The following is a 22,224-nucleotide window of genomic DNA, read 5'->3' on the forward strand; positions in this document are numbered from 1 at the left end:
ACTTTCTTATCTATTTACCGAACCCTCGGCAAAAAAGCCATTCTAACTTTTAATTTATCGCAGAAAAATTTTAAGCCAATATCGCAAGATCTGTCAGGCGTTGATATTCCTCCATAGCGTAACGATCTGTCATTCCTGCAATATAGTCAACAACAACACGCAATGCACCTGATTTTTGCTTTCTTTCCTGAGCTTTTTCTAATCGTCTTTGCCATTCTGTTGGCAATAAATCCATATTTTCAGATAATATTGTAAAAAGTTCGCAAACTAACTTTTGTCCCTTTCGGCTCATTCGATTGACGCGCCAATGATAATAGAGGTTTTTGTACAAAAATTGACGAATCTGTTGATTGGCTTGTCCTACCTCTGGACTGAATTGTACCACTCCCATTTGTGCATAGCGAATATCATCTGAATTTTTAGGATTAAGCTCTTTTAAATTTAATAATGTTTGTTTTTTTAAATCACTAACTAATAAGTCAATCACCCTCCTAATCATTTCATGACGCAACCGATTATCACGATGCTCTATTACCGTAATGTCTTGCATCACTTTTTGAGCCTTGTACAAGGCCTCACCAACTATGGGTAGATCTTTTAACTCATTAAATTGTAATAACCCTGCCCGCAAACCATCATCCAGATCATGACTATGATAGGCTATATCATCCGATATAGACGCAATTTGTGCTTCAATAGAGGCATAGCTGGTTATCTCCAAAGGATAATATTGATCATAAGCTTTTAAATAAGGATCAGGATTTAACACTGGGCCATTATGCTTTGCCAAACCTTCAAGGCTCTCCCATGTTAAATTAAGACCATCGAAAGCTACATAACGTTGTTCTAAACGTGTTACTTGACGCAACGATTGGTCGTTATGACTGAACCCATTATAGTCTTTCATACCCTCTTGTAAGGCATACTCGCCAGCATGACCAAAAGGCGGATGCCCCAAATCATGGGCCAGTGCCAAACATTCTGTTAAATCTTCATTTAATCGTAATGCTCTGGCAATTGAGCGTGCAATTTGTGCAACTTCCAAAGAGTGGGTTAAGCGTGTACGAAAAAAATCACCTTCATGATTTACAAAAACTTGCGTTTTATATTGCAACACACGAAATGCCGTTGAGTGAATAACGCGATCACGATCCCTTTGCCAAGGCGTACGCCCTGATGAAGATTCTGCCTCTGGATATAATCGTCCTCTGGCGGTTGCTTCTTGCACCGCATAAACAGCCAAATCCATGTTCATTACGCTTTCAGTTTTTTACATTATCAAGAAAAAATCATGATGTCATATAATAATCATGATATAATTCTTTGACATAGTAAAATTCTTTGTGCCTATTATTCAATCAAGAAACACTTTTATTTTAAGGTTCGTTTTAATGAAACTTGTTAGCTGGAATATCAACTCTATTCGGCAACGCCATGAACATGTTCAAGCATTTTTAACCAAAGAACAACCAGACTGGTTATTTTTACAAGAAATTAAATGCCAAAATGAACAATTTCCAAAAGAAACCTTTGAAGAAATGGGCTATCAAGTTATCGTACATGGACAAAAAGCCTATAATGGGGTCGCAATTTTAAGCCGACATCCTTATCAACTGAACCATGTTGTCTTGCCAGATCTGAATGAAGAAGAACCTCAAGCACGTTATCTTGAGATTGAATGCCAAGGTGTTATCTTATGCAATTTATACCTGCCTAATGGAAATTCTGGTGGAGAAGAAGGATTTCAAAGAAAATTACACTTTATCAATGCGTTAAGTAAACGTGCAGAGACCCTGTTAATAAACAAGCAAGATTTTATCTTTGCTGGGGATTTCAACATTTGCCCAACCGATCAAGATTTTGCACCCAAGACCTTATCCGAAAATGATGCCTTGATCCGCACCGAAAGTCGTAATGGCTTTTATCGTTTATTGTGGCTTGGACTTACCGATGCGTTACGTGCTTTATATCCCACAGAAACGCTTTATACTTTTTGGGATTACACCAGAGGAGCCTGGCAAAGAAATGCTGGCTTACGCATTGATCACGCATTGCTTTCGCCAAAAATGGCAGAGCAACTCAAAAGCTTTACAATTGAGAAATCAGAACGCGATAAAGAACAACCCTCTGATCATGTGCCTATTATTATCGAGTTCTAATAAAAAAAAGCGCTGTATCTACAGCGCCTTTTACTAATTAAGATGCCTGCCAGTGTGGCGTTGAATCTTTATAAGGCGTTTCAAAATCTGCAATGACGCTCCAAAACTTACGATCATTCAACAAAACAACAGATGGTTTTTTTGTTTCACCACGTAAAGAACGATAAAAAGTCCTATTTAAAGCGCGTCCAAAAATACCAGGGCCCGTTTTGTAAGCAATAAATAAACCTGTATGCAAATAACTATTACGATAAAGACTTAACATACAATCATTTAATATAGGACTATTTGGAACAGAACCGAAGAAATCATTATGAACTACATTATTATGAGTCAATAAAAACACATGCTCGTAACTAGAAGGAATAATAGAGCAGAATTTATCAATAGATTGAATCTTAATATCAGCATCAAGCCACCATCCACCATAATAATTAATGACATGGACGCGTAAAAAATCAGCAGCCTCTGCAGGATGACGCGCAGAAAGGAAGATTTGTCTAGCTTCTACACCATAGTTTTGATAAAGCCACTCTATTGCTTCTGCTTTGTCAAAAATTTTCAAATTAAAATGTGTTAATCCTTTATGATACTCGAAATTTTGAAGAATTTCAGCAGGTGGGTTTTGATCCCAATACATAAATAAATTATTGGGAATAACATTAAAGTCAGCTGCTCCAAAAGTCCTATCCTTGATACAAATCTCTGGATTAGGGTTAAACAAATCCATCATAATGGTTAAATAAATTGTATCTGCTTCTTCACCTGTATGGAACTCTTCAAAGCAATTTCCCATTAACCGAATTGCAGATAACGCATCGCCATTTTCTTTATATCGTTTCCATCCTTCTACAAAATTATATAAAGGAATACAAAGACCTTTCAGCTGGTTCATCTCATCTTCTTTGATAGGAAAATTTCCTTTCAACAGAGCAACAAGTCGAGCCATTAGTAAAAAGTGAGCCAAAGGAAACTGACCTGCACTTTTAGAATGCATATTAAAAGCAACTTTATAAAAAAAAGCTGCCTCAGCATAAAATTGATTAGTTCCTAGAATATTGGCTATATTAAAAGCATGTATTAATTCTGTAATACCGTGCTGTTGATAAAAATCTAATGCTTGAGAGCATATAGACAACATATCAGTATAATCAACATCTGGGTTAAGCTGGTTTTCTTCCATCACTTCTCACCTAAAATCAGAAAAGAACAAGTCCATACACTATTTAAATTGTTCAATAAAATATAGCAATCTAATATAAAAATATATTTGATAGTAATCTTTTATACAGCACTCCAAGTACCACCTTGCTTATATCCTACGGGGTATTGTTCTGTTACCTTATCAAACATTTTTTTATCCATTAATTTTAAAGAAGGGAAATCTTTACTGGCACCTTCCAAACAACGAAAATATGTACGGTTAACCGCACGCATAAACACACCAGGGCCTGTTTTGTAGGAGATGAAAAGCCCTCCATATTCATAACAGTTACGATAAATTGACAACAAACAATCTTTTAAAATCATATTATTAGCTGTTGCACCAAAAAAGTCGTTATGAATAAAATAACCATCAGTTAGCAACAATACATTATCGTAATTTCTAGGAATATATTTCTCTAAAATATCTTCTGAAACGATTTTAAGATCCGCATCAACCCAAAAACCCCCACATAAATCAATAATATGCACTCGCAAAATATCAGCAGCCTCTGCAGGATGACGTGCATTTAAGAAAATAGTACGCGCTTCTTTTCCATAATATTTGTATAACCACTCCACAGCTTTTTCTTTATCAAATACTTCAACAAAGTATTTTTGAAAATTTCTCTGGTGATATTCAATATTTTCTCGCACATCACCCGGCATATTTTGATCCCAGTAGAAAAATATTTTTCTAGGGATTTCTACTTTACGTACTCTACTAGGGAAATTACCTTGTATTAATCCATCATAAATCAAGTTTAAATAAATTGTATCAATTTCTTCACCCGTATGAAAATCCTCATACGTACAACCAATCTTTTTCAATGCCTCTACGACAGGAAAATTACCTAATCGATATTGTTTTACAGTAGTAATATATTCAAATAACGGTTCAGAGAGCTCTTTTAAATAGTTTAAATCTTCATCAGAAGGCTCTATATCCGCTTTTATTAAACATAATAATTTCACTTGTAGTAAAATTTCTACTCTTGGATGTCCTTGCGGATCTAGATTACGATATTGAATTGCCTCTTGATAAAATGCTGCTGCTTCTTTAAAAAAACTATGCATATGAAGATGATTTGCAATATTAAAAGCTGTCATTACATCATGACAGCCATGTTGATTAAATAATCCATTTGCGACAGGGCAATCTTTGACTAAGCTCTGCAAATCATCGTTATCTACCATCAAATCCAACCTTAATCCAATAATTTAATATTTTAATTTTTTAATTTTTTTTATAGTCTTATATTTCTAATTTTTAACAAATAAAAACAATCAACTATCAATTGAGAAAATTTATAAAACAAAACACATATAATAATCAAAGCTTTTTTGAAGTTATTTAGAATTAAGAATAAATTTAATACAGTCTTATCATAGTATAATCAGTTAAAGAACCTAGTAATAAAGAAAACCACTTTGCTTTCTTGTTATCTTTTCGTATTATACAGTGTTTTGACGAAATAAGGTATAAAATGCGAAAAAAATCTTTTCTTTGGGCTGCACCTGCTTTGATTAGCATGAGTTTGCTCACTTCTCATTTGTGTGTGGCACAACAACCTGTAACAACGACGTCCTCTTTACCTTTTCCAGTGCCAGCACTGTTACATGCAGATCACAGTTATAATGTTCAACATATTAACACTTATGGAAACTGGAGCATTATAGCAGGGCAACCTTATGCCAGTATATTATGGCAACAACCTAATAGCTCTATTAAACTATTTATTACGCCCTCAGATAATATGATTACTATTGATGTTGTTGCCAAGAAAAAAGAAAATAGAGCTTTTAAGCTACCCTTTATTACCTGGAACATCAAAAACGTCTCTGTAGCATTAAACAAAATCAGTGACCACAAAGGATGGGTTCAATTCTCAACTGCTGTTTATACACAAAATATTGATAAACTTGTTTCCGCTCTTGAAAGCGAGTCTCCTATGACTATTAGCCTTTCAACCTTGAGTACTATTCCAGTCAGCACCGATGGGTTACGCTCTACTATGGATGATTTTACCAGACTTATCCGTCAAAACAATCTGATCGCACCAAAGCCATTAGCAATCAATGAAATTAAAGATGATAATTTTGTGCCTTTAGATGGCATGTCCCCCGAGATTTTTCCACTTTATCAAGAAACCAAATATTACGTGCAACAATGTTTAACTATGACTAACCCTGGGCAGGAAAAAGCAAGAACAAATATCTGCATGAAACGTAATGATTTATTAAAACAAATGAAAAATAAAGGTTGGTGTTGGGGCAGCGGTGATTCTGACCAACATGACAAGGATAAAATCTGGAGAAAATGTATCATGAGCCCCAAAGGGGAAATCGAAAAGATTAAAGAAAATACAAAAGCAGATTTTGAAAAAGCCAAAGCGATGACAAATAATTAATTTTCATCTGTTGTATTATAACAGCATAATCGATATGATTAAACCAGTAAGAGGTAATTTATGATTCACTCCTTTATCAACCGTTGCAACATGGTCGGCCTGTTAACTGCCAGTTTAGTAACTTTTTCAGTTACTTCCTCTGCTGGTGCGATTATGCCGCAGCCATCTTCTGATACACAAATGACCAAATCTAATCCACTTTCATATCCTCAATATGGAGAGTGGCGCTATAATCCACAAAGCAATCCCCCAACATTGATGTGGTGGAATACGCGGATGGATAATGCGGTTCCAGTTTTATATATTTCATTCCTTCCAAATAGAATTATAATTGACGCAATTACACCTGTTTGGCCTGATACTGGAATTATTTTTTATATCAAGGACAAAACCGATAAATTAGGGTTAAACCTAACTTTACATAATAAAACAGAAAAAAATTGTTATTACAGGGCTATTATTTATGGGCCAGATCGTCAAAGTTTCTTAAATGATTTGGTTACCTCTCGTAAAGCAAGATTAATTACCCCATCTTCTTATTCTCAATCTTTATCTTTAAAGCAGGTCTATCAGGCAATGCACGATATGTTATCAATGCATCCCGATCTTCGCCTGACATTGCCTGAACCGACTAAATACTCAAGGTAAATATTTCTAACTAAAGCTTTACGATTTATATTTAAAATCTATTTTATACAGGATATTCATCATGACCGACCAAAAAAATACTCAGGCTACTTCCACAAATAAAACTCAAGAAATTATAGTTGCAGACATTGGTGGAACAAATGCACGCTTTGCAATTGCAAAAGTAGAAAATGGCAAAGTATTATCTATCGACAATGAAAATATTCTTAAAACCGCAGATTATGCAACCTTACAACTGGCATGGGATGCTTTTGGGCAAAAATTAGGGCGCCCTTTACCAAAAGCAGCTTCTATGGCAATCGCTTGTCCTATTCGTGGTGATATTTTAAAATTCTCTAATAGCCCATGGATTATTCGCCCAGCTTTATTAGCTGATCAATTACATTTAGACAAACTTATTTTAATTAATGATTTCGAAGCCGTCGCGCATGCTGCTGCACATTGTGGTAATGACTATCTAAAACATATTTGTGGGCCAAAACGCAAAGAAGCCCCAACAGGGGTCACTTCACTTGTTGGACCAGGCACAGGATTAGGCGTTGCATCTTTGATGTTTGTTGATGATACTTATCACGTTATCCCTAGCGAAGGAGGGCATATTACATATGCTCCTTGTGATAATATTGATATGAGCATTTTACGCTACCTCAAACAACATTACCGCCGAGTTTCTGCTGAACGTATTATTTCTGGCCCTGGCCTTGGCAATATTTACGACGCTCTTGCTGCCAGTGCAGGTTTACCTGTTAGTCATCATAGTGACAGTAATCTTTGGGATGCAGCCCTAAAAGGAACAGATCATCTTGCATCTGCTGCTTTAGAACGATTCTGTTTAAATTTTGGAACTTTCTGTGCTGATGCTGCGCTAATGCAGCTTTCAAATCGCGTTGTCATCAGTGGTGGTATCGGTCAATTAATTGCTGATTATCTTCCTCAGTCAGGGTTTGGTGAGCGTTTTGTTGATAAAGGACGTTTTGAGAGAATGTTAGCTCAAGTCCATGTTGAACTTTTAACCTATCCTCAACCTGGTTTACTGGGTGCTGCTGCAGCTTATGCTGTCAAACATACAAAATAAATATAGCTAGATCTCATGAACGACAATAAAAACGCACAAACAGAGAAAGAAGCAAAAATTAAACGCCGCGAAAAAGAAGCCGCGGCGTTACGCGAAAATCTCAGGAAACGCAAGGAACAACAACGCAATAAAAAAGAACAACAATCTTAAATTCTTTTTTAAAAATTACTTGTTGAAATATGCAAGGTCGTTTATTGAAAAAACTTATCTATTGCACAAAAAATCAAGAGGAATATCCTAAATGCCAATTATGCCTGACAGTTGGATTACTAAAATGGCAAAAGATCATAAAATGATTGAACCTTTTGCTGACAAACAACATCGTGAAGGCATAATTTCTTATGGTGTATCCTCTTATGGATATGATGCACGCGTTGCAGATGAGTTCAAAATCTTTACAGATATTGATAATGCAATCGTTGATCCCAAAAACTTTACACCCAATAGCTTTGTAACGCGCAAAACAGATGTTTGCATCATTCCGCCAAACAGTTTTGCTTTGGCACATACGATTGAGTATTTTCGTGTTCCTCGAGATATCCTAGTCGTTTGCTTGGGAAAATCCACTTATGCAAGATGTGGCATTATTGTTAATGTCACACCACTAGAGCCGGAATGGGAGGGTCAAGTTACAATTGAGATCAGTAATACGACCCCGCTTCCTGCTAAAATTTATGCCAATGAAGGGATTTGTCAATTCCTTTTTTTCCAAGGCAGTGCACCTTGTGATATCAGCTATGCTGATAAAAAAGGAAAATATATGCGCCAAATGGGCGTTTCCACTCCACGTTTATAATAGACTGAAAAGCTGAACATTATGGATCGATTTTTAATTCGTGGGGGAAAACCCCTGCATGGTGATATCGTTATTGGTGGTGCTAAAAATGCTGCTTTGGCGATTATGCCATGTGCATTATTAACCTCTGAAACGCTTTCTTTAAAAAATATGCCTCAAATTGTAGATATTAAAACCATGTGTGATTTAATTCATCAGCATGGACTTGATATCACCATTGATGACAAAGATCCTCATCATTATTCTTTCAAAGGGGATATTACCAATACTGAAGCCCCTTATAATATCGTATCTAAGATGCGTGCTTCTGTTTTGGTGTTGGGACCATTATTAGCACGCTGTGGTAAAGCCAAAGTTTCTTTACCAGGTGGATGTGCAATTGGAACCCGTCCTGTCAATCTTCACCTAGATGCTTTAACCGCATTAGGCGCAGAAATTGAGATTGATGGCGGATATATTAACGCCACTGCCCCCAAAGGCTTAACAGGCACCCGTTTTGTTTTTCCTTTTGTATCTGTTGGTGCAACTGAAAATACAGTTATGGCGGCCACCCTTGCCAAAGGCCGAACTGAGTTATTAAATGCTGCACGTGAACCTGAAATCTGTGATCTGGTTGATTGTTTAATAGCTATGGGTGCTAAAATCCAAGGTAGAGGCACCAGCCACCTGATTATCGATGGTGTAGATGCTTTACATGGTGCAGAGCACTCCATTCTTTTTGACCGTATTGAATGTGGAACTTATGCTTGTGCTGCTGGGATTACTGGTGGTGAATTACGCCTTATTGGGGCCAAAACTGAATATCTTGGCTCTGTAATGCATGCGTTAGAAGAGTGTGGCGTAGAAGTTTTTCAAGAGGAAAACGCCATTCGTGTTCGCCGCACAGGCAGCTTGCGTGGTATTGATATTATGACAGAGGCCTATCCTGGTTTTCCAACAGATATGCAAGCACAATTCATGGCGCTTCTTTCAATTTCAGAAGGTGCCAGCATGATTACAGAAACCATTTTTGAAAATCGTTTTATGCATGTGCCAGAATTAAACCGTATGGGTGCAAGAATTAATGTTCATGGTTCCTCTGCGATTATTCGCGGTGTTCATTCTTTATCAGGTGCACCTGTTATGGCAACAGATCTTCGCGCATCATTCTCTTTGATCTTGGCAGGGCTTGCCGCAGCTGGAGAAACCAGCCTTAACCGCGTATATCATTTAGATCGTGGTTATGAAGCAGTAGAGAAAAAACTGGCCGCTTGTGGAGCAAGTATTGAGCGTATTAAAAGTTAATTTCTTAATCAATTATAAATAAAAACAAGATTATATTGTTTTGCATCCATATTCTGATTATATTTAATAAACTATTTATTAAATATAATCAGTTTTTTATTATTTTTGATTGCTGGAATATCTATAACTGACATGAACAATAATTCTTTAATCTTGGCTCTTCCAAAAGGAAGAATCCTGAAGGCCTGTATTCCTTTGCTTGAAAAGGCAAACATTATTCCAGAACCTGCATTTTTTGATGCAGACAGCCGTTTGCTGCGCTTTAAAACCAATGATCCAGAGCTGGATATTATTCGTGTTAGATCTTTTGACGTTGCAACATTCGTTGCATTTGGCACAGCCTCGCTTGGTGTTTGTGGCTCTGACGTTTTGATGGAATTTGATTATCCTGATATTTATGCTCCACTGGATTTAAATATTGGACATTGCCGCCTTTCTGTAGCCCAACTGGCCAATACCAAAGACAAAAATTTGGGTGATCCTGCACGTTGGTCTCAAATCCGTGTTGCTACCAAATATCCTAATCTTACTCGTCGCTTCTTTGCCAAAAAAGGCGTTCAAGCTGACATCGTCAATTTACATGGTGCAATGGAACTGGCACCTGTTTTAAAACTTTCTCATTTAATTATTGATTTAGTGGATACGGGCTCTACATTAAAAGCTAATGGATTACAAGAAGTGGAAACAATTGTTGATGTTTCCAGTCGGTTAATTATTAACCGTACGGCCTTAAAAACACAATCTGTACGTATTAACGCTCTGACTGAACGTTTCCGCCAAATTTTATCCCCTCAATCTGCTGCCTAATTTTCTTGAGGTATTTCATGCAAGTTTTATTAACGACACAATCTGATTTCCAAACGATTTTCAACCGCTTATTGGCAACCAGAGCTATGGATACTTCCGCGGTTAAACAACCTGTCACTGAGATTTTAGAGAATATAAGAAAAAATGGGGATACAGCACTTTGTGATTATACAAAACGCTTTGATCGCCTTGATATAACGCCTCAAAAATTGCGCATTACCGATGAGGAAATTCAAGCTGCATGTAAACAAATCCCAGTCGAGCTTATGGATGCGTTAGATATAGCAGCGAAAAGAATTAAATCTTTTCATGAAAAGCAATTACCTTCTAATTTGCATTACGAAGATGAAAGTGGTTTTGAGCTGGGTTATCGTTGGCTTCCCATGGATTCTGCAGGACTTTATGTTCCAGGTGGAACAGCCGCTTATCCATCATCTGTATTGATGAATGCTATTCCTGCCAAAGTTGCGGGCGTAAAAAGATTGGCAATGTGCGTACCTACCCCTGATGGGCAACTTAATCCATTGGTGTTAGCAGCAGCACATAAAGCTGGCATTACCGAAATATACCGTATTGGTGGCGCACAAGCTGTCGCAGCTCTGGCCTATGGCACACAAACAATTGCGCCAGTAGATTATATTGTAGGCCCTGGCAATGCTTATGTTGCCGAAGCCAAGCGTCAGGTTTATGGATTGGTTGGCATTGACAGTGTTGCAGGCCCATCTGAAGTCGTTGTGGTTGCTGACAAGAATAATAATCCTACGCATATCGCCCTGGATTTATTGGCACAATCAGAACACGACAAAATGGCTCAGTCTATTTTTATTACTAATAATCAAGATTTTGCAGACCAAGTTATTCAAGCCGTGAATGAACAGCTTGATATTCTGGCACGCAAAGAAATCGCGCAAAGCAGCTGGGATCAACATGGTGCTGTTATTATTGTACAATCTTGGGATGAGGCTGCAACTATCGTTAACCAAATTGCACCTGAACATTTAGAGTTAATGGTTGAAGAGACTAATACTCTATTTGAGGATGTTCGTCATGCGGGTGCGATCTTTATTGGCAAATGGTGTCCGGAAGCCATAGGAGATTATGTTGGTGGTCCGAACCATGTTCTGCCAACCAGTGGCGCTGCACGTTTTTCCTCTGGATTATCAATATTTGATTTTATGAAACGCACAACATTTCTTAAATCCAATGAAAAGGGAATCCAAAATGTTGGACCAGCCGCGGTTGCAATTGCCAATACCGAGGGATTAACAGCACATGCGCTTAGTATTTCGCAACGTTTAAAGAGTTTAGGCAAATAAAAGCTAGACTTTTTAAAGAAATAGTCGTTATGTTGTGGCAGTTTTAAATAATTAACCAAAAAATAAGGCAAAATATTACCAAATGTCTAAAGAAGATATGATCGAATTTAATGGAACAGTAACTGAGCTGCTTCCGAATGCTATGTTTCGTGTAACGTTAGACAATGAGCATGTTATTTTGGCACACACCAGTGGTAAAATGCGTAAAAATCGTATTCGTGTTCTGGCTGGGGATCGTGTTAGCGTTGAAATGACCCCTTATGACCTCAGTAAAGGTCGTATTACTTTCCGCTTTAAATAAGTTATATGGGTATGATTTCATCTGCTCAACAGCTGTGTAAGCTGCCTGTTGCATTGGCTTCGGCATCCCCTAGACGTATAGAGTTATTACAGCAAATTAATATTGCACCTTGTACTGTTCTAGCAACTGATATTGATGAAACCCCATTAAAACAAGAACTTCCTCGTGTATATGTAGAGCGCTTGGCTCATGCCAAGTTAGAGGCTGCTAAAACGCAACTTAAGGAATCTGTGCCTTTCATACTGGCTGCGGATACTGTTGCAGCAGCAGGAAGTCGTATTTTAAATAAAACAACTGATCGTCACGTAGCAGAAAAGCATTTACGTTTACTGTCTGGGCGTAGACATAGAGTGCATACAAGTGTTGTTTTATCAGAAACCAAAACAGGGCGTGTTTCAACGCGTTCTGTATATACCGTCGTGCAGTTCTCACGCTTAACAGAAAAACAACTACAAACCTATTTAGATTCGAATGAATGGCAAAGCAAAGCAGGCTCGTATGCTGCTCAGGGAATCGCTGCCAGTTTTATCAAAGCAATTAATGGAAGCCACAGTAATGTGGTGGGTTTACCTTTATTCGAGACCGCACAATTATTTCGTGGATATGGATTAATTCCTTGATGTTTACTCATACATTATAAATGGATCTTGTGCTATTTAAAGTAGTTTATCAATGCAGCATTACAGCATCGCAAAAATAGAAGATTTGTTCGTTAAAATTGAGCAAGAAGACCTTTTAAATAAAGAGGGATATGCCGAGATCATGATGCAAGGAGAAGCTTTGCTTCCTGATCTTCATTATGCTTATGGAACGCGTGAGCAAATTCCTATACAACGGCCAATTGGAATGCCTGCACAATCTCCAGGAATTCCCAAATCAATTACTTATCCATCTATGACGATTACCCACATTAAAAATGCTATTCTTTTACCAGGTGGTATTATCATTGCTCAAAACAAAATTCTTATAGATAGTTTCGCTTCAAATTGGGATACGACTTATCACAACTTTCTTAAAAAAATAAATAATACCTGTTGGGGCGTAGAGAATGCTTCACCCAATAAAACCATTCAACATCCAGTATTCTTTTGTGACTATCAACACTCAAACTTCTATGGGCATTTTATGTTGGATAGCTTAACGAGATTATGGGGATTATTTTATCTCAAGAATTTTTATAATTTAAATAACATTCATATATTTCAAACGTTTAATAACCAATATATCAAAGAGTATTTAAATCTATATAATATTAATGATCAAGAAATACACACTTTAGCAGAACCTTTATTAGTTGAAGATCTATACGTAGCAACAAAATCCTTGCAAATCCAAGAATATTGCTCTCCAGCTCTTCCATTGTGTTGGAATACACTTAAACGACCAACCGCAAATAATCACAAAGCTCGATTATATATATCTCGTAGAACTCAAGAAAAAAGACGCTTACAAGAAGAAGATAAAATCGAAGAATTCTTTGCTGCACATAATTATATTATTATTTATCCTGAAACTTTAAGTGTATCACAGCAAATTATTTTATTTAGTAATGCCAGTCATATTATTGGAACATCTGGAACAAATATGTTTGGAATTGCTTTTTCCCCACCAGATTGCAAAATTATGATTTTGGCTTCTGAGGTTTTTGTGCATTACAGTGAATTTTTTCTAAGATATGGTTATGTTGAAAAAATAATTTTATTAACTGGAAAAAGTGAAGCACATACAAATCCCGACTATGCTGGAAATATTAATGCCCCTTGGTCAATAGATTTTGAGAAACTCAAAGAAATGTCTTTGACCTTTAATTTTTTATAAAAGCATAAAATATTAATTTTATTCAATATATCAATAAGTTATACATATTTAATGTATAAGATGAAAATAACTCATAGAATTTTCGGTATATTTTCTAAAAATCATCTTGTGCGTGCTTTAGCAACAGAAAAAAACAAGCGTTAAATCAAATCCATGATACTTACATTATCCTGAAATATTGTAGATTAATTAATGTGATATATTTCTTTTATCATCAAAAATATATTTATAATGTAAACCTTTTTATAATAAAAGAAAGATTTACAGATGAATATAAATGAATTTATTGCATATTGCCAAGAAGGCCATTCTATATCGCCTGAACAGCCTGAACTCTTAAACTTATTGCATCAATGTCATTGTAACACACAAAGATTTACGATGACACTCAATAATAATTTTCATACGCAGGATGAAATAGTTGATCTTTTCAGCCAATTAACAGGGAAACTCGTTGACCCTTATTTTGTCTGTTCCCCCCCCCCTTTTTTTATACAGATTTTGGTAAAAACATTCATATTGGAAAGAATGTATTTTTTATACAGGCTGTTCATTCCAAGATTGTGGCGGTATTTTTATTACTGCGCCAATATTGCCTCCACCCGTTAAGGTAGTCGTACCGGATATATGCACATCCAATCCCTCTTTGTCCGCATGTAGTCCAGACATAGTTTCCCCAGTGAATTAATAATCATTATGAATACCTTTATAACCAATATTAGGTTGTACATTCGTATAATTACCCCCATGTGCTTAATCCACCACTGACCGTTGTGCTGTCGTATTTCGATGTGTTTTGGGGAGATGTATAATCAAATTCCCCGTATTAATCGTTATAGATCCATCACTGATCGTGCCATCCGCTGTTTTATTGGTAATTTGCGCACCATTAAGGCTCAAGCTGCCTGTAACGCTGGCCTGTGGCGTTCCTTTATCCCAATAGACGCACTGGCACCCACACCAAAGTTATTATTTGAGGATATTGTTTTATAACCAGCATTAAAGATGACATCATTGCCACTGATATTGCTGCCCTTTGCATTAATATCATTCTTAGCAGTAATATTAACTTTCTCCCCAGCCTGAACCGTTGATCCAACATCTGTCATGGTTTCCTTGATTGTATGAGATTTGCTGGAAGAATGTCCAACCGTTACTGAAACTCCAAATAAATTACTATTTACATTTGTTAAAGAACCTTGACCTAATACTCCTGCCTCTCCTAAGCCTGTTTGAGGTAATGGTAGAGCCAACCTTAATGGTATAACCACTTTTATTTTCAAATGAGCTAGAGTTGAAGGAACCTGATTTATGCCCTTTAATATTACTAAAGCCACTATTGGCAACGCTGTTCAGACCAACATTCACCGCAGACGACAACGCAACATTCCCACTATGATTTAATGTGTTACCAAAAAGGCTGACATCCCCGATCGTCGAATGAAAAGACGCATCCTTTCCCATTAATATGCTAGCCAAAGCCCCATGCCACCAACGATGCCATCGCGATTATACTTGATCCTAACTTATCCAGATCGGTTGGATCATCATATTTTGACTTTTCGTTTGTAATTTTTAGATATAAAAAAACGGGAAAGTTACTTCCCGTTTCAAATAGTTATTGATTATCATTTGGGGCGTCTGTGACTTTGGTTGCTTCTGCATGGGTTTGACTAATCTGAAACACTCATTTTTTACCAAGTAAAGTTGGGTATTGATATAATACCGAATATACTAAATGACGTCCTATATAAGCTGGATCACGTGCATGCGTGTCCATCGTGCAATACCCCTCAAAGACCGTTTCATAAGTAGATGGATTGTCTTATGAATAAATACATAATTTTGCTGTTAAAAAAGAATTATTACAGATAAAAAGGGGATTATTGTTGCCAATAGGTCTGACGATTTTTATTTTATAATAGATGAGATTCATGGTCACGGTTTCCCCTTTGGTATCCCAGATAGTGGGTTCTCCAGTGCTGGGATTAGTCGGCGTTGGCACTTACCATGTATAGGTTTTATCATACGTCTTTAATATACCAGAATCCACCATGATAATTATATTGGAATGTGCTTCTGCACCACCATTAACACCAGTACCAACCAATTTATATCCTTGAGCGGTTAAAAATCATCTCTCTTAACTTTTGCAAAAATAGTATAATATGCGGATTTTCATCCTTTTAACCAATCAGATTTATTACCACATGCTTTAGCAACATATTGAGTAATTTTTTCTGGCACGATCACACGAATGGTATCATCAGTTTTAGAAAGTGGTTTTGCACTATCTAATTTATTATCGATGGGAATGTAAAATACATCAGGATCACAAGCGGTAAGTGTTAAACAAAAACTCAATACAATAATAAATTAATAGATTTTCATTTTTAAACCCTGTTTGTGCTGGAGTAGTTTTACTTAGTGCAGCCTTTGCATCTTCTTTTTTTTTGGCAAGAGATTTCATGGTTAAGCCTGTCAGATCACCTGTAGCAGTATCAATGACAATATTGCCCCCTGTTAATATACCAACCTGTTAAATACCCTCACAAGAACTTAGGAGAATGTTTTTATGTAGAAATGGTATTTAGGAACCTTTTTTAGGGGAATTGGGTTCGATGCGGACAACTTCGGGGTGTGGTTGACTGTAAAGGAAGACTTTGTGTTGTCCCATCATATTGGGGTAATCATGCCAAACCGCCGTCGTAATGTGGTCTAAAATGTAAGACGGAGAATTGGCATCTGTACTCATTGATCATGATCCTTGAAATATCAGTTCATAATTATCAGGATGCTCGGGGCAATACAAAAACCCGTACTAAAATTATTATCAGTCATACATTTGAATAAAGGATTATTTTTTCCATTGGGTCTAACCAAGGTGACTTTATAATCAATATGTTTCATCGTATAGGGCTCTGCCTTGGTATCCCACGCTCTTGGGTTGCCCATACTGTCGGTATAGCTGGGCTCTGTCCATGTCCGTATCACATATTGATTGACACATAATATTCACTTGGACTACAAGCCGTTAATGCTGAACATAACCCTAATTAGATAATAAATTTATTTTGTAGGTACATTTGGTCCTCCTAGTTTTAGTTGCTTATCTTTCGATTTTGTATCTATTTTTGATCTTTTGGTTTGTCTATTTTGGGTGCTACTTTTAAAGAGATTATTCCTCCAGCTGTTGCATATAAACCAACAATACCAGCAATCGCACCAAACCCACCAACAATTACATCATGCGTAATCCTAGAAACGACCTTGTTTATATACGTTATCTTATCGTAATTTTATTTAGTATCGCTTTTTTGTTCTACTTGCGAAGAGTTATCTGATGGTGTTAATTTACCACCTTGTTCAATATTTTCCTTACTTCAATCATTCGCATCATCTTTGTTTTTAGGATCTTGAGGATTTTTTTGAACTGCTTGATATGTGGTCGGTCGAATATGATCATTCTTTAAACGGACGTCCAAGCGATGGACATAACTCATTCTTTACTGCCGAAGGATCTATTCCACTAGGTCCATAGACATTCTTTGGGGGATGGTATCGCTATGATGATGTTTACAACTTAAATTATGATTGGCAAGGCAAAGCACGCTTTGATTTTACGCAAAAAAATTTCCATATTGGTGCCTCGCGCGTTGTTGCACGGAACTCCATTGGGATCACGACTTTACAAGCCACGTATGAGTTGAAATCATTTAATAGTTATCTTAACTATTCTCGTATTGATGCACAAAGTGCAACTCTTTCCTCTTTGAATTTCAATGCTAGTGAATCTATGCGCGTTTAAAGTGGAGTTTGGTATGTCAGTCTTGGTAAGAAAGTAGGTTTGGTGGTGCAATGGGCACCAAAACATGGATGGGAGAGATTACAGCGCCTAATAATCAGCATACCCAATATGTTAAACCAACCCTAGATATTGATGAGTATAAGCCCATTATCCAAGGTTTAATGTGGCATACTTCTATTCATGGGGAATATGCCAGTAAAAATCAATATGCCAATGAACAGTTACAAATCGGTGGTCCTTATACGGTTCGTGGATATTTAAAACAAACCATGTTAGGCAATGCAGGGATTTATATGCGCAATGATCTTGCGTGGATTTTACCTACTCAAGCCATGAAATGTGATGGTTACCAATTTTTCTGTGAAGCCCTTCCTTATTCAAGGCACTGAACTATACGGTATATTTGACGTAGGGATGACCAGAGGTGTGTTTACTTATGCCAATATGCCAAAAACAGAAAAAGGCGGAAATCTTGTTGGCGCTGGATTGGATATCAGAAAAACCACAGGAACACTCTTCTGGAATGCCTCCGCAACCCACACCCTTACAACCGCAGGGCTTCCTCCAGAAAGATGGATTGCTATGTTCAGTGTCGGCATCAGATTATAATACTATCAAACTTATCCACAATTTTGTGGGTAAGTCTGAGAGCAGATAATGTATTAATTATATACACTCTTCTATAATCAACATTTTATTATCTTCTAAAATCCAACAATATTCCTGAATAACTATCAGTTTATAAAAACTAATTATCGTAAAAAATCTGCAAACTCTTTTATTATAGCGTTTGCAGATAGCAATATTCTATTTCATCTAATAATAAATTGATATTTATTATTAAGCTATTTTTCTGTTATTATTTACACTTTCAATAATATAAGAGTGATCTGATACAATTGTTAAGGTAAGTCTGGTATGTATACTACAATGTTTTTTTATATTTAATGGTAAGAAGGCTTTTCCATTTGTCCAACGACAAGGAATGTTTTCTTTAACATCCCATCCTGACAAACAATCGGTTTTTGTGTGTGTTGTAATATCATATGTTTTACCATTTCTTTGCAAGGTAATATCTCCGACTAATACCCCTAAATAACGACGATCATCAATAAAAGATCCAATTACATCACAAGGTCTACTGGTTCTAGACATGATCCATACACCTTGTGTATCAGCAGGAAGAGTGAACGTTAATTTGTTATTTATTTGACTTGTCTTTTGGGTAATCACTTTACCTTTATCGGTAATTAAATATAAATCAGGGTCTTTTGTCATTATAGTTGTTTTAGTATTTAGCTGATCTTTTGAAATACGATTAAAAATATTTTGATAAATAGGTTCAACCACATCACGAGTAACAGTTAACAAAGCAGCAGCATCATCCTCCCAACTTTTAGGATGATTAAAAGAGGTATCAATCACATTCTGATCATGATTAAATATATGACGATTACCTGTGTCTAAATAACTTTCTGTTAATACACCATCAGCTATAATGACTGAATGATTTTCAGTCTCAATGTGATAATAATCATATTGAGTAAAAGAAGTATCGTAAAAAATCGAGTTGTCATTTACCAGCATTCTTACTGGTATAAATTTTCCATCAAAAAATAAGCAATGCTCAGGGGTTAATAATAAATCTTTGTTAGGAATATTCTCAGCCAAGGCACCTTTTAAAATTCGCACAGGATATTCAGATTCATCATAAGTAGATTTTTTCTCAACAATCTTTTTCTTATGCCCAACCCAAGTGACAGGACGTGGATTTTTAGTTTTAGTTCGATAATCATAAGTCATTACCAAATCACCAATTGTAATGTTTTCCACAGCACAGAACCCATCTGGTGTTTCAATCATCGTGCCCGCAAGGAAACAAACCTCAAATACGACATTTCCATTGGCATCCGAGCCCAGTTCATACCCATAATTACCAATACCAGCAACATTTAACGTAACGGTCGATCCATCTTTTAGGTTAAATATAACATGGTCATTATCTGGGTATGTAACCCCTGTAACATCATTTTGAGTAACACCATCTAAAACAATAGTATTGGAATCTTCTGGATTATTACCAGTAAATCCAGATATAACAGTTGTTGCACTACCTGTTCCTGAAATAACAATCCTTGCCATATCATTCGTAGAAATGAGATCTTGATAACTTCTCATTGTAGGAATACTTGCACTATTTAATAAATCAATAATTCCCCCTGCAGATGTGTTAATATAAATATATCCACCTTGTTTTAAGGTAACAACACCAGAAAGTTTACCGCCTTCACCAATAACGACACTAGCATTTGAATTAATCGTGGCATTCAATAATACGCCATGATAGCCAATAGATAAATTACCGTTTTCTATAATGGTCGTTTGATCAATAACCCCACCTGACACAACATTAATATTGGCACCAGAGCTGACAAAAGTCATATAGGCACTTCCATCATTAGAAATATTTAAAGTAGCCCCAGAATTAACAATTGTGCTGACAGTTAAGCCACTATTTACATTTAATATCCCGCCACTTAGAATGGTTGTGTCTGAAATATATGTATTATTGGCATTAAAGACCCCGCCATTACTAATAAATGTATTATAAACAATTGGAGTAACATTATAATTATAATTACTAATATTAAAAATACCGCCCGAATTAATTGTAGTACTCATGATTAAAGGATTAATGGCATTATCCGCATTAATAACGTCTAAAGTACCCCCATTATTAATGGTTATAAATTCACTATCATTATGTTGAGCATTTTTAATATTCAATAAATGAAGAACTGCATTTGAATTAATTTCCACACGCCGTAAAATCGTATTACTTGCATAAAAAGTATTTGTTGAGTTTATTTGAGCTGATCTTAGATAACCAGCAATTATATTGACAATACCATTATTAAAGATCATATTTTCAATATTAGCACTCGTTGTATTTAATACAGCACCGGAGTTAATTGTAATATTGCTAATATAAGCACCATTCTCTCTATCTTTAGTATAGATGACATTCATAGAACCATTATTTAAAATAATGTCATCCGCATATGCACTATTATATAAGTTAAAATTTCCACCGGAATTAATAGTAACATTGGAGGCACGACCATAATATAGATCAAAATGAGCACCAGTATTGATTGAAGTATTATAAACACTTGTATTTCCTCCTGATGCTGTAACATATTGTGAGGTAATATTTGTATTGTTTAACCCCCCACCCTTATAAGTTTCTTCTCCATTTACTAAAAAAAGATGTACATTAGAGTTCAACCCATTGAGTTGTGAAATTTCTCCACCATCCCAAACTCCTTGTTGCAGAATTAATGTCCCACCATTGCTGCCAAAAATCGTACCATATAAATTCGGCTTTCCACCATTATTCCAAGAACTGCTATAATTTATAATTAAAGACCCACCATTAATTATATTTTTAAATGAAGAACCATCAGTTCCAATCTTTAACGTCCCCGCGGATAAAATAGCGCCACTTAAAGTTGCTCCATTGGTAAGTTCTAATATTGCATTACTATTAAATTTATAATCTGATAATAGGTTTTGAGTTAATGAATAATTACCGTCAAATCCTAAGGTTCCACCTTTACTTCCAAAGGTAATATTTTGAAAAACCGTGGCAGAATTATTGAATAACACCCCACCATCAATCGTAATATTACTTGCTGCCCCTCCAGCACCAATAACAAATGATCCTTGATTAGACAAAACCATATCATGTAAAACAGCACCACTTTGTACAATAAATTTTGCTTTTGAATCTAATGTAATCAAAGAAAAATTATCTGTGCTCCAATTCGCATTACTGTTTAAAGTGATTGACCCATTCTCACCAACAGAGGTTACCCCGACAGATCCTCCAGAGTAAATATTAAGGGTTCCAGAACTATATATATAATTATTATTCGCAAAACCACCATTAGTTACACTTAGGCTTCCTCCTCCACTAATGTAGTTATGATCAGCAGAGCCTCCATTATAAATAATTAAGTCAGCAGAAGTATTGGTTGTATAACCACTAAAACCATATATAAAATTATTCTCAGCCAAAGCACCAGAGGAAACTTTTACAGTTCCACCCATACTGATGTGAGTATTATTTATAGAACCACCGTATACATTTAAATTACCTGAATTATAAATATAGTTATTGTTCGCAGAGCCACTGCTATTGACAGTTAAATTTCCACCAGCACTGATATAGTTATTATTAACTAACCCACCACTATTAATATTCAGCAAACCTTTACTATAAATATAATTATTTTTAGCTACACCTGTATTATTAACAGTCACAGTACCTGATGAAATATAGAGAAACTCACTCGATCCATCATTAATAATAACAGCACCTCGATTTAAAACTGTATTATAATAAGCACTACCCCCATCAGATATAGATACTGTTTGAGAGGTTATATTACTATTTTGTAAAATTTGCCCAGAGGATACGACAAGATCAACCATTTTACTTCCTTAAAAATTTCTTTAATCAAATTATTACATAAAATTATTAAAATTTGTTAGGCAATTCATTCTTGTCAAATAATATTTATTTTATACGACAA

25 protein-coding genes and 1 pseudogene are annotated in these 22,224 nt (G+C 35.9%); 15 read left to right on the forward strand and 11 right to left on the reverse strand.

Translation table 11 applies throughout. From position 1 onward, the window contains the following. Window positions 1-70: 70 nt before the first annotated feature. On the reverse strand, window positions 71-1,249 hold the full coding sequence (locus tag COMX_RS06745) for a deoxyguanosinetriphosphate triphosphohydrolase (protein WP_034338425.1): 1,179 nt from the start codon (window positions 1,247-1,249) through the stop codon (window positions 71-73). Between the two features lie 142 nt (window positions 1,250-1,391). Between COMX_RS06745 and xth the strand changes: the two genes are divergently transcribed. Further along, a complete protein-coding gene (gene xth / locus COMX_RS06750) occupies window positions 1,392-2,159 on the forward strand; it encodes an exodeoxyribonuclease III (RefSeq protein WP_034338427.1) in 768 nt (255 codons plus the stop codon). A gap of 37 nt (window positions 2,160-2,196) precedes the next feature. Here the strand turns inward: xth and COMX_RS06755 are convergent, their stop codons facing one another. Together COMX_RS06755 and COMX_RS06760 are read right to left on the reverse strand one after the other, a co-directional pair. Beyond that, window positions 2,197-3,342, reverse strand: coding sequence for a glycosyltransferase family 32 protein (locus COMX_RS06755; RefSeq protein WP_051461940.1), 1,146 nt, complete (start codon window positions 3,340-3,342; stop codon window positions 2,197-2,199). Window positions 3,343-3,443: 101 nt separating this feature from the next. Continuing rightward, window positions 3,444-4,559 carry a capsular polysaccharide synthesis protein gene (locus COMX_RS06760; protein WP_051461941.1) on the reverse strand — a complete coding sequence of 372 codons (1,116 nt, stop codon included), beginning with the start codon at window positions 4,557-4,559 and terminating at the stop codon, window positions 3,444-3,446. A 290-nt stretch (window positions 4,560-4,849) separates the two neighbouring features. Between COMX_RS06760 and COMX_RS06765 the strand changes: the two genes are divergently transcribed. The 11 genes from COMX_RS06765 to COMX_RS06810 all read left to right on the forward strand — a co-directional run bounded on the left by COMX_RS06765 (window position 4,850) and on the right by COMX_RS06810 (window position 13,818). After that, entirely contained in the window at window positions 4,850-5,773 is a 924-nt protein-coding gene (locus COMX_RS06765; protein ID WP_034338430.1) for a hypothetical protein, read from the forward strand. Window positions 5,774-5,833: 60 nt separating this feature from the next. Further along, window positions 5,834-6,421: a hypothetical protein gene (locus COMX_RS06770; protein WP_034338432.1), complete on the forward strand. Its 588-nt coding sequence runs from the start codon at window positions 5,834-5,836 to the stop codon at window positions 6,419-6,421. Between the two features lie 61 nt (window positions 6,422-6,482). Further along, entirely contained in the window at window positions 6,483-7,496 is a 1,014-nt protein-coding gene (gene glk, locus COMX_RS06775; protein WP_051461942.1) for a glucokinase, read from the forward strand. A gap of 15 nt (window positions 7,497-7,511) precedes the next feature. Next, window positions 7,512-7,646, forward strand: a complete 135-nt coding sequence (locus COMX_RS11370; protein ID WP_255343276.1) for a hypothetical protein — start codon at window positions 7,512-7,514, stop codon at window positions 7,644-7,646. Between the two features lie 91 nt (window positions 7,647-7,737). Beyond that, window positions 7,738-8,292 carry a dCTP deaminase gene (gene dcd / locus COMX_RS06780; protein ID WP_034338435.1) on the forward strand — a complete coding sequence of 185 codons (555 nt, stop codon included), beginning with the start codon at window positions 7,738-7,740 and terminating at the stop codon, window positions 8,290-8,292. Between the two features lie 21 nt (window positions 8,293-8,313). Beyond that, window positions 8,314-9,576 (forward strand): UDP-N-acetylglucosamine 1-carboxyvinyltransferase, encoded by a 1,263-nt coding sequence (gene murA, locus COMX_RS06785; protein WP_034338438.1) that lies wholly within the window; start codon window positions 8,314-8,316, stop codon window positions 9,574-9,576. Between the two features lie 132 nt (window positions 9,577-9,708). Beyond that, complete coding sequence (gene hisG, locus COMX_RS06790; protein ID WP_034338440.1) at window positions 9,709-10,383, forward strand: ATP phosphoribosyltransferase; 675 nt, start codon at window positions 9,709-9,711, stop codon at window positions 10,381-10,383. Between the two features lie 17 nt (window positions 10,384-10,400). Then, window positions 10,401-11,699, forward strand: coding sequence for a histidinol dehydrogenase (gene hisD, locus COMX_RS06795; protein ID WP_034338442.1), 1,299 nt, complete (start codon window positions 10,401-10,403; stop codon window positions 11,697-11,699). Between the two features lie 82 nt (window positions 11,700-11,781). Next, a complete protein-coding gene (gene infA / locus COMX_RS06800; RefSeq protein WP_034338445.1) occupies window positions 11,782-12,000 on the forward strand; it encodes a translation initiation factor IF-1 in 219 nt (72 codons plus the stop codon). An 11-nt stretch (window positions 12,001-12,011) separates the two neighbouring features. Then, the gene (locus tag COMX_RS06805) at window positions 12,012-12,620 is read left to right on the forward strand and encodes a Maf family protein (protein WP_034339214.1); all 609 of its coding nucleotides are present in this window, start codon (window positions 12,012-12,014) and stop codon (window positions 12,618-12,620) included. 52 nt (window positions 12,621-12,672) lie between these two features. Continuing rightward, on the forward strand, window positions 12,673-13,818 hold the full coding sequence (locus COMX_RS06810; protein WP_034338448.1) for a glycosyltransferase family 61 protein: 1,146 nt from the start codon (window positions 12,673-12,675) through the stop codon (window positions 13,816-13,818). Window positions 13,819-14,355: 537 nt separating this feature from the next. Here the strand turns inward: COMX_RS06810 and COMX_RS11375 are convergent. The 7 genes from COMX_RS11375 to COMX_RS11220 form a co-directional block, all read right to left on the reverse strand. Further along, complete coding sequence (locus COMX_RS11375) at window positions 14,356-14,487, reverse strand: hypothetical protein (RefSeq protein ID WP_255343277.1); 132 nt, start codon at window positions 14,485-14,487, stop codon at window positions 14,356-14,358. 84 nt (window positions 14,488-14,571) lie between these two features. Next, a complete protein-coding gene (locus tag COMX_RS11100; protein WP_161631855.1) occupies window positions 14,572-14,718 on the reverse strand; it encodes a hypothetical protein in 147 nt (48 codons plus the stop codon). Further along, on the reverse strand, window positions 14,715-15,089 hold the full coding sequence (locus tag COMX_RS06815) for a hemagglutinin repeat-containing protein (protein ID WP_161631856.1): 375 nt from the start codon (window positions 15,087-15,089) through the stop codon (window positions 14,715-14,717). The genes COMX_RS11100 and COMX_RS06815 overlap by 4 nt, the downstream gene beginning before the upstream one ends. Window positions 15,090-15,996: 907 nt before the next feature. Next, window positions 15,997-16,182, reverse strand: a complete 186-nt coding sequence (locus COMX_RS06820; RefSeq protein WP_034338453.1) for a hypothetical protein — start codon at window positions 16,180-16,182, stop codon at window positions 15,997-15,999. After that, on the reverse strand, window positions 16,151-16,288 hold the full coding sequence (locus COMX_RS11105) for a hypothetical protein (RefSeq protein ID WP_161631857.1): 138 nt from the start codon (window positions 16,286-16,288) through the stop codon (window positions 16,151-16,153). The genes COMX_RS06820 and COMX_RS11105 overlap by 32 nt, the downstream gene beginning before the upstream one ends. 120 nt (window positions 16,289-16,408) lie before the next feature. Then, the gene (locus tag COMX_RS11215) at window positions 16,409-16,573 is read right to left on the reverse strand and encodes a hypothetical protein (protein ID WP_200867611.1); all 165 of its coding nucleotides are present in this window, start codon (window positions 16,571-16,573) and stop codon (window positions 16,409-16,411) included. Window positions 16,574-16,593: 20 nt separating this feature from the next. Further along, window positions 16,594-16,812: a hypothetical protein gene (locus COMX_RS11220; protein ID WP_200867612.1), complete on the reverse strand. Its 219-nt coding sequence runs from the start codon at window positions 16,810-16,812 to the stop codon at window positions 16,594-16,596. Window positions 16,813-17,386: 574 nt separating this feature from the next. On the opposite strand from COMX_RS11220, the pseudogene COMX_RS11380 reads away from it, so the two are divergent. From COMX_RS11380 to COMX_RS10715, 3 genes and pseudogenes are all read left to right on the forward strand, one after another. Beyond that, window positions 17,387-17,626, forward strand: a pseudogene (locus COMX_RS11380) (ShlB/FhaC/HecB family hemolysin secretion/activation protein); the annotation flags it as partial. Between the two features lie 50 nt (window positions 17,627-17,676). Continuing rightward, window positions 17,677-18,015, forward strand: a complete 339-nt coding sequence (locus COMX_RS11385; RefSeq protein WP_051461944.1) for a ShlB/FhaC/HecB family hemolysin secretion/activation protein — start codon at window positions 17,677-17,679, stop codon at window positions 18,013-18,015. Continuing rightward, window positions 17,987-18,235 (forward strand): hypothetical protein, encoded by a 249-nt coding sequence (locus COMX_RS10715; RefSeq protein ID WP_152534174.1) that lies wholly within the window; start codon window positions 17,987-17,989, stop codon window positions 18,233-18,235. Before COMX_RS11385 ends, COMX_RS10715 begins: the two co-directional genes overlap by 29 nt. A 231-nt stretch (window positions 18,236-18,466) precedes the next feature. On the opposite strand, the gene COMX_RS11030 is transcribed toward COMX_RS10715, so the two are convergent. Beyond that, entirely contained in the window at window positions 18,467-22,123 is a 3,657-nt protein-coding gene (locus COMX_RS11030) for a Hint domain-containing protein (protein WP_034338456.1), read from the reverse strand. Between the last annotated feature and the right edge of the window lie 101 nt (window positions 22,124-22,224).

This window comes from Commensalibacter papalotli (ex Servin-Garciduenas et al. 2014) (assembly GCF_000527695.1).
Lineage (GTDB): Bacteria > Pseudomonadota > Alphaproteobacteria > Acetobacterales > Acetobacteraceae > Commensalibacter > Commensalibacter papalotli.